Genomic DNA, 9,608 nt, shown 5'->3' with positions numbered 1-9,608 from the left:
AAAAGGCGATCGTTCCTTGTAGTGCAAGGGTTTGTGAGATTTGAACATTCCCCCTACTGGGGGAACTTCAGGTTAAAGATTTGCCCAGAATTTCTTCGGCTTTCCAGCCCAAAATGCGCTCTGCACCAACAGACCACCGAATGACTCGAAAGTCTCGATTCCATTCAACAACTGCCATTGGAGAGTTTTCAACATGGAAGTTGAGCTTTTGTAGGGCTTGACGCAACGCCTCTTCCGCTTGCTTGCGCTCTGTGATATTAATGACAACTCCGATCGAGTGCTTGGGATTTCCCTGAGAATCATAAGTAAACTCTCCTCTGGCTTCGACCCAGTGAATCGAGCCATCTGACCAACACAGGCGATATTCATGGTGATACTCTTTCTTCTCAGCTATGGCTCGCTGAACTTTCGCCTCAACTTCTGCTAAGTCATTCGGATGGACCCGATTTGCCCAAACTTCATAGGTGGGTTCGCACTCATTCGGTTGTAGACCCAGGATGGTGAAGTGTCCTTCTGACCAAAGCAAAGCATCAGTCTGCATGTCCCAGTCCCACGTTCCCATGCGTCCGATTCTTACTGCCAGTTGCAGGTGAGCTTCACTTTCGCGCAATTCCTCTTCTGCCCGCTCCCGCTCCACGGCTAGCCAGGTTTTTTCAGCAATTCGCTCCATCAGCACCCTATCTTCCTCCGTCCAGTGGCGAACAGAGACATGGTGCAACACCAACAATGCAACAAACCGCCCTTCTTTCACCAATGGAACACATAGGAGAGATTTGGTTTGAATTGCGTCAAAGGTAGCAGCCCCCGATCCGGCAGTCCGAGGATCGCGATCGACATCATCTACGACAATAGTTTTGCCCTGCTTTAATTCAGCAATAAGTTCAGGGCCAAACGAATCTAGGTGATGTCTACCCACTATGCTGATTACACCATTGCAATAATCGCGATCGACAATCACATATTCCTGAGTAGAATCAATTTCACCGTAGGTACAGCGAGTGACTTGGAAATGTTGCCCTGCGGAGCTAACCACTCGCCACATAATTTCCTTCGAGTCTTGAATGGCACGAATCGCATCATTCAATTCAATCAGAAATTGCTGCTGTCTCTCCTTGTGCTGAAGTTCTGCCAGTAATGCTTCAATCTGTTGCCTTGCCCGCACCTGGGCTGTTACGTCCATGTTATAAATTAAGACGCCCTGAATGGTTCCCTCAGCATCTCGCCAAGCCGGAAAGATACAGTTAAAAAATGCCTCTTCCAACACCCCATCGCCATTGCGATCCAAGTAAGTAGGTGACTCCTCCCGAATAAATGTTTCTCCCGTTCGATAAACCTGTTCAAGCACGTCAAAGTAAATTTGCCCCTCTACTTCTGGGAAAACCTGCCGCATCGGTTGACCAATAATGTTTGGAGTGCGTCCAGTCCCTTGCAAATAGGTTGGATTGGCAAATTCATACACAAGATCGGGACTTTTCAAAATGCCAATCATGACAGGGAGCTGCATCAGGATTTCATACAACCGCTTGCGTTCGCTTTCTGCTTCGAGTCGGGCAGTTTGTTCTCGTTTTAAAAGACGATCGCGTTCTGCTTCGATCTGTTTGCGTTCTGTAATATCAACCGAAACGCCAATCATGCGAACTCCTTGCCCCGTCTCATCCCGATAAACTTGTCCCTGACTGTTGAGCCAGCGCACAACGCCGTCTGGACAAATTACCCGATACTCCGGTGCGTAGGGCTGTTCTCCAGCCATTGCCCCTACCGTTGCTTGGAGCACCTGTTGTCGATCGTCTGGATGAATGAGCGCAACAAACTCTTCTCCCGTCCCTTCATGAAAACCCCAAACGTCTAGAGCATTAGCAGAACACACGACCTGATTGGTCGGCAAATCCATATCCCAGACCACCATCTGAGCCGCCGTTAATGCCAATCGCAAGCGTTCTTCGCTCTCTCGTAATGCCTGTTCAACCTGTTTGTAATCCGTCACATCTTGGAAGATAACAACGGCTGCAACAATCTCTCCCTGACTATCTAGAATTGGTGCTGAGTTGATGTTAATGAAGACGCGGCTACCATCATCTTGATGAATTTCCATCTCTTCGTTGGTAACGACCTCACCGGTTTTTAGCGATCGCGCCAGGGGATACTCATGAGGGGCATAGAGCTGACCATCTGAGCCAAAGGCTTCAAAGGGAGCAATGGGTGCATATTCCTCAATCTCAAGCGACTGTTCATAGTCATACCCAACAACTTGCTTGGTTTGTTCGTTCGCTAGAACTAACTTACCGGATGCCGCATCGGCAATTATTACACCCGCAGGCATCTGTCGCAAAACGGCTTCAAATCGGGCGCGTTCGATTTCAAGCTCGTGCAATAACCGTTCTCGTTCTGCCTCTGCTTGCTTGCGTTCTGTAATATCGCGAAAATAAACTGCTACTCCTGCCGTCGAGGGATAGGCCTTCGCCTCTATCCAACGCTGGACATATTCCCCAAATTCTTCCCAGGAAACAGGAACTTGTTCCGTCATTGCCCGATGGAGTTCTCGATAGGGAATTGCACCAACTAGCTCAGGAAAAACCTCATTCCAAACGTGCTTTCCTAGTAGATCTTCTGGTGTTTTGTGCAGGATTTGAGCCGCCGCCCCATTCACGTAGGTGTAGCGCCAGTCGCGATCGAAGGCGACAAAAGCATCCGTAATGCTTTCCAGAATTATTGCTACCTTGCCCTCAGTTTCTTGGGCAGGGAACAACTGTTCGCCTTCAAGAGTGCGGGCAAAGCGTTCAATGACTTCAGAGCGAGAAATTCCTCGCCTGTGAGCCTCTTTATCGAGCGATCGCCATGCTGTATTAGTGAGAGATACGCTCACTCGTTCTTTCGTCTCCGAGTTCCAATTGCTAAGAAACTTGCCTGTGGCGTCGCGCTTCATGAAAATTCATCCGTATACATACACGGTCTTCTCCATTGAACCTGAGTGACTCACTCAGGAGAATCCACCTTAAGATAGATGCTTTAGCCAGAGGCAATACGGATGCAGATGGTACTTACGACAATCGGCCTAGCGTTCCTTGAGAACCAAACTCATGCAAATTACGCAACTTGTCAGCAACAGCCTCGACGAAACGTGGGGACTTTACTAAATCTCCAAAAATTTCAGATAGGCTGAGAAATGGAGTGGGATCTGTTTTACCTGAGCGGGCTTGTTGAGTGAGGTTGTCTGCTAAAGGGTCATCAATGACGATAGGACGGTTTTGGTCATCGTAAGCATTGAGATAGCGACACCAAGCAGCGATCGTCAAACTTAGGTAATCGATCGCACCTCCAAGTTGTAATTTATCGCGGATCGATCCCAAAACAAACTTAGGAATTTTTGCCGATCCATTCAGGCAAAGGCGTGGAAGCTGATCGCGAATTTTAGGATTAGAAAACCGTTCAATTAAAGTTTTTTTATAATCGTCTAAATCAATCCCCGGAACGGGTTGAAGCGTAGGTGTCACCTCATCCATCAGGTTAGCAACGGCTTGCTGAAACAAAGGGTCAGCCATGACTTCATAAACGTAGTTATAACCTGCCAGAGAGCCGAGATAGCCAATCAGCATATGGCTGGCATTAAGCAGCCGAATTTTCATCATTTCATAGGGATGAACATCCTTAGTCATCTGTACGCCAACGGATTCCCAATCGGGTCTGCCTGCACAAAAGGTATCTTCGATTACCCACTGAATGAAAGGTTCCGCGACGCAGGGAAACGCATCATCAATACCAAACTGTTGGGCCACCATTTTGATATCTGCTGGAGTTGTCAGCGGAGTAATGCGATCGACCATGCAGTTAGGAAACGCAACGTGTTCAGCAATCCAACTTCCTAAATCCCGATCGCGCATTTGGGCAAATGTCGTTAGCATTTTCCGCACCATGTTGCCGTTGCCCTGGATATTGTCGCAGGACAAGACTGTAAAGGGTGCCAACCCCTGTTTACGCCGCTTTTCGAGTGCGGCTGTCAAAAAACCGTATGTCCCAATTGGTTGGTCAGGATGTTGCAAATCGTGCTGCATCGTCGGGTGGTTTACATCGAAATTGCCACTTCCTTCAATGTAGTAGTAGCCGCTTTCAGTGATCGTTAGAGTAACAATTCGGCATTTGGGATCGGCTAATGCTTCAATAACTGCTTGACGATTGTCTGGTGCAAATAGATATCGAGTAATTGAACCAATGATCCGAGCGCGATCGCTCTCAGGCGATCGCTCAACTAAGGTATACAAACAATCTTGGGGCAGAAGCGCATCCCGCATTCGCCTGTCATATTCATTGTCAAGCAATCCCACACCACAGATGCCCCAGTCACTACCAGGATTCTGATGGAAATAATCATCGAGATAGAGCGCTTGGTGCGATCGATGAAATCCACCAACCCCAATATGCACAATTCCATTAGTAATTTGATGGCGATCGTACTTGGGTACGCGCACGTTTCCAGGTAAACGAGACAGGGATGCTTGATTCAGCTTGATTGTTGAGTCTGTGCTGGTATTGCTGTTCATCTTAATGTATGACCTTGTGATGACGGCTGATTATCAGTATTGCAGGATGGTTTAAAAAGGTGGACTATATTTTGGCGGATCTGCATGGCAAGTCGATCGCAAAACCGATCGCCGATGAAGTTGTCGCCCAAGCTATTCTTGAGAATATCTAACTTTTTAGGGGTTGCCGATCGCAGATAAAAAGACCACCCAGACCCCCACTTCTTTGTTGAAACCCTGATTGCCCTGAATCAATTTGATTCAGAAGTCGGGGCTCTGCCGGGAAGCATAATAAAGTTCGGTACATCAACTCATCCTATTTGGTAAACCCCTATGGTTCAAAACGTTGTAATCATTGGATCGGGTCCGGCTGGACTGTTACTGGCACATTATTTATTGCGTCGGGGCAACTACCATATTGATATCTATGAACGTCGTCCCGATCCTCGGTTGACTGATGTTTTTGGAAACCGCACATTTCCGCTCTCGCTTCAGGAACGGGGCAGAAAAGCCATTCGAGCCATTGCTGGGTTAGAGGAGGCGATCGCTGCTCAAAGTGTGTTCTGTCACGGGACGATTATTTATCGGAAAAATGGCAAATCCCGACGGATTCCTCGTGAAAATCCGGTTCTCACAATCGATCGCAATCGCCTCGTGACGGTTTTGTTGAAACAATTAACCGAAACCTCTAGTCCAAATCAGGTTAAAGTACATTTCAACTGTGAATGTACGGCTGTGGATGCAACGGCTAAAACCGTGATGTTGAAACCTTCAGAAGGAGATAGCTTTACCGTTCACTACGATCTACTGGTGGGTGCCGATGGGGCGCGATCGCAAATTCGAGACTATTTAGTCGAGAATGCAGGCTTGTCGTGTTCCCAAAGCTATGTTCCAGATGCCTATAAATCGGTGTTTTTAAGTCGGCTCAATCCGACTGCTGGAGTGGAGTTAGAACCGAATAAAATCCATGCCTGGAATTTGAATAATAAAACCCGGATGTTGATGGTACCCCAGCCAGGAGATCAGTTGAATGGCGTGATTATTTTTGATGCACAGACTAATCCCCTAGAAGGATTATCCACGAAAGAAGAAGTCAAGGCATTTTTTGAGGAAAATTTCCCGCTGTTTGGTCAGTTGATGTCGTGGGAAGAAGCGGAAGCGTTGTTGAAGCGTCCAGTGGCAAAGGTGCTAACGGTACGCTGCGATCGCTTTCATGAGGGCGATAGTGTGTTGCTGATTGGCGATGCTGCTCATGCGGTGTCTCCCTCGATTGGGCAGGGGTGTAATTCTTCCTTAGAAGATGTGCTAATTTTGGGACAATTGTTGGAGGAGTATGGGGATGATTGGGGGAAGGTTTTGCCGCAGTTTTCACAGCAGCGAGTCCCGGATGCCCATGCCTTGCAAGAGTTATCAAATTATTCGTTTCCTCGCACTAAGTTGTTGGTGGTTGAGTTTTTCTTGCGGTTGACGATAGGAAGGCTATTTCATCGATGGTTTCCCCGTTTAGTTAAGCCGTCTGTGTTTGATTTGGTGTTAGATACGGACTTGTCTTATTCGCAGGTGTTGAGTCTGAGCCAAGGTTGGATTGATAAAGTGAAGCATTCGATGGCCCAGAATTCTTGATATTCAGCAACGCCATTTTTCACCATCCTAACTAACGGCATCCAGCGATCGCCTGATGCCCCGTGTCTTTACACTGGGGTTGGTGATAATAGACCGATAAGGTCGTGCATCCGATCGATAACTTGGTGGGCACCAGCCGACTCAAGAGCATCTGCACGGCTTTTTCGTTCATCCTCGCTGATATGAGTTCCCCCTACATAACCGATAATCTGCCCAATTCCAGCGGCAACGGCAGACCTTACCCCACTGATAGAATCTTCAATTGCCACGCAATCGGAAACTTCAGCTTCCAGACATTCCACTGCATATAGGTAGATGTCAGGAAGTGGCTTGGGACGCGGAACCGGGAGAGAGTCGTGAGCGCTAAATACCTGCTCGCTGGGGAAATAGTCGGTTAGGGCTGCAGAACTAAGGCAAGCACTCAGCCGCTGTAAGCTGCTGTTACTTACTAGCGCATATTCAACTCCGTCGTCGCGCAGGGAAGACAGCACTTGGGGCGTTCCTACAGTCGCTTTTGCCTCTATAGTAAGCCGTTCGATCGCTCTCTTTTCTTCTTCAGCCACAAGAAAGTCAATATCACGCTCATTAAGACTGGTTGATGAGTCTGGGTAGAGCTTTTTGAGTATTTCCCTGTAGGGTTTCCCGGCGAAGCTTTTAACAAAGTCCTCAAGATCATAATGTTGAGCACCAGGGAACTCACGAGCCACTTCATTTGTCAGCCTCCATGCGCTCTTAAGTGCTATGGTTTCACTGTCAACAACTGTTCCGTCATGATCGAAAAGCACCACCAAATCATGCTGAAACTGTTTCATTTAAAAGACCTCCCTCACAGTAATTCTTAAGCGTAGTCAATAGTCCGTGGGTTTGGATATCTCGCAAAGCTTGTTGGCATTCATTATCTACGACCTCTGTGTGTTCGCAATTGTCCAACCCCAAAATCCCACTAATTACGGCGCCTTCTTGAATCGCTGTAATTGCGCTTTGGGTATCCTTGGCATGATAGGGTTGACCAGACTCGCACGCCTCTTCTCGGACTGCAAGCAGCCACGCCGCAACAGGAAGTATAATCCGCTTCATGCTGACTTTTCGGCAATAGGCATCCTGAAGTATCGGAAATATATACTTGCCTACTTTCCTCGCTGTTTCTGAAGAGATTCTCTCAGTAGTATCGGGAAGATCTTCGTTACTGAGCCTTAGTAACACTTGTTCCATATATTGTTCACACATCTCGCGAGGCACTGGTGTTGCTGCTGCGATATCGTCCATGAGATGCCGAGTAAACAAGTGGAATTCCGGTAGGGCGATCGCCTCGTGCATATACTCTATACCTGCTCTTACAGCTAAACAGGCTATGAAGGAGTGTACTGCATTCAAAAATCTCGACTTCATATACAGAAAGGGAGTGATGTCGCTAGTCATAATCACCCCCGTATCTTCCCACTTGGGGCGATCGCCTGTGAATTTGTCTTCCACGACAAACTGCCAAAATGGTTCGGTTACAATGGGTGCGCGATCGCGAACCTGCAAGAGTCGGCTGGGGTAGTTATAGTCGGATTCCTGTTCTTGAGGCACAATCCTGTCTACCACTGAATTAGGGAACACCGCGTTATCCCTGATGTATTCTGCAAGTTGAGGATCGATCTCTTCAGCGTAAGCTAGCACTGCTTTTTGCAGGATATCCCCGTTTCTTGGGAGGTTGTCGCAAGAAAGTGTGGTGAACGGGGTCATTTTGCGATCGCGTCGTCTGCGTAGCGCCTCTACGATAAAACCAATTGCAGTAGTTGGAGTCGAAGGATTTTGCAGATCGTGCGCGATGTCTTCATTCGCTGTGTCGAGATTAAAATTCTTGTCTAGGTGGTAGCCTCCTTGAGTAATTGTCAGAGTCACCAGGTGCACAGAAGGAGATGCCATCTTTTCAAGCACATACTCGCACTTGTCTCTACCATTAACTATTTCCCTGATAGAACCGATAACTTCCGCTTCCTCACGATTTTGAGCGCAACTAGAATGTTTGGTCAAAGTGTAAAGGAATCTCTGCGGTTTCAACCTAGTAATGGTCTGTTGACTCTTGAGGCTAACCCCACAAATCCCCCATCTCTGCTCTTGGGCACCCTGCTGTGCAAGATAGTTATGTATTATGTAGGCGAGGTAGCCCCTAAAAAAACGACCAGGCCCGAAATGGACGATACCAGTCTTAAGCGCCCTCCTGTCGTAAAGAGACTGTTGCCTCCACAAACCAGTTACAGTACCGAAGCGAGAACTTGAAGAAACACTGGGCGGTCTGAGTAAGTTAACCATGAGACTTCTTATTAAATAAGTGTGATCGGGTAAAAGGAAAATTGGTCAGTCTGGGTATACCCAATGACCTACAAGCAACACAAATGTCTTAAACTGCGAAAATTTCGGGTATCCTTTGTGCCATCTACAAAGAAGCGTATTACCAGATGGTGGTTAGGGTGTGACAGATAGAGCCGAGAAAGAAAAAATCAGGTAAACCTAATTAAGAATCAAAGCTCAATTGGTCATTAACTTGAAGTAAGGCACAAGGGTACGCGACCTACTGCAACTTTGTTCAACTTTGGCAGGTGCGTAAGCCGAATCTATGCCCTATAAGGCGCAAATAGAGTGCTGTTAATTCTGGTTTTAGATTCCCCAATAACTCTGTAGATTGTGATGTTATTTCCCTTGGTCGCTGCTATCCTCCGTATTCAGGAGAATATACCAACCATTCTTGAGAGGTACTTATAACAACAGGGTAATTAGAGTCGGATAGGTAGAACAGAACAACAAGAAATTAGGTAAACTTAATTAATTAAGTATCAAATATAAAGTAGTCATTATCCTGAATTAAGGCACAAGAGTACGCCACATACTGCCACTTTGTTTAGCTTGGGCAAGTGCGTAAGTCGAATGTCTTTCCTACAGGGCGCAAATAGACTACTTTTAAATTCTGCCTTTAGATTACCTAATAACTCTGTACACTTTGTATGTTATTTACCTTGGTGGCTGCTATCATCTGTCTTCAGGAGAATATACAAATAATTCTTTAGAGAGACTTATAACCACAATCAAGTGTATACTTCGCTACAAGCAGTTAAGTTAGAGTTTGGCTTTTGTGTATAAAACGTCCAAAAAACAACGCTTTTCTGGAAAAGTCCTGTCTCTAGCGGATGGCTGATACAGCATTGCAATTCCGTTTCAGTCTGTCCATAAATTTTTAAAGTTTCCTCACTCATTCTCTAAAATTGGAATTACGACTCGACTAATTGAGGAACGGATAGCCGAAGTGCAGCGGGATGTGAGAGTCCATTACTCAGAGGTTGCCATCAACTTGTTGGGATTGTGGGAAAACTGAGGGAAGGTGGAACTGTACTTCAAACGCTACTACAAAGCGTTTAATCTGAAGTTCCCCCAGTAGGGGGAATGTTCAAATCTCACAAACCCTTGCACTACAAGGAACGATCGCCTTTT

General features: G+C 46.7%; 5 protein-coding genes. 1 reads left to right on the top strand and 4 read right to left on the bottom strand.

The features are described from left to right. Positions 1–67 precede the first annotated feature (67 nt). Together Q5691_RS26790 and Q5691_RS26785 are read right to left on the bottom strand one after the other, a co-directional pair. Positions 68–2,923, bottom strand: a complete 2,856-nt coding sequence (locus tag Q5691_RS26790; RefSeq protein WP_333348184.1) for a PAS domain S-box protein — start codon at positions 2,921–2,923, stop codon at positions 68–70. Positions 2,924–3,038: 115 nt separating this feature from the next. Beyond that, the gene (locus tag Q5691_RS26785; protein ID WP_333312007.1) at positions 3,039–4,535 is read right to left on the bottom strand and encodes a mannitol dehydrogenase family protein; all 1,497 of its coding nucleotides are present in this window, start codon (positions 4,533–4,535) and stop codon (positions 3,039–3,041) included. A gap of 312 nt (positions 4,536–4,847) precedes the next feature. Here Q5691_RS26785 and Q5691_RS26780 point away from each other — a divergent pair, with 312 nt between their 5' ends. Next, complete coding sequence (locus Q5691_RS26780; protein WP_333312008.1) at positions 4,848–6,137, top strand: NAD(P)/FAD-dependent oxidoreductase; 1,290 nt, start codon at positions 4,848–4,850, stop codon at positions 6,135–6,137. 68 nt (positions 6,138–6,205) lie between these two features. Here the strand turns inward: Q5691_RS26780 and Q5691_RS26775 are convergent, their stop codons facing one another. Together Q5691_RS26775 and Q5691_RS26770 are read right to left on the bottom strand one after the other, a co-directional pair. Then, on the bottom strand, positions 6,206–6,949 hold the full coding sequence (locus Q5691_RS26775; protein ID WP_333348181.1) for an HAD family phosphatase: 744 nt from the start codon (positions 6,947–6,949) through the stop codon (positions 6,206–6,208). After that, complete coding sequence (locus tag Q5691_RS26770; protein WP_333348178.1) at positions 6,930–8,435, bottom strand: mannitol dehydrogenase family protein; 1,506 nt, start codon at positions 8,433–8,435, stop codon at positions 6,930–6,932. The genes Q5691_RS26775 and Q5691_RS26770 overlap by 20 nt, the downstream gene beginning before the upstream one ends. Positions 8,436–9,608: the final 1,173 nt, after the last annotated feature.

The sequence above is a fragment of the Microcoleus sp. w1-18aA5 genome (genome assembly GCF_036701705.1).
GTDB lineage: Bacteria > Cyanobacteriota > Cyanobacteriia > Cyanobacteriales > Microcoleaceae > Microcoleus.
This window is presented reverse-complemented; position numbering and strand designations above follow the sequence as displayed.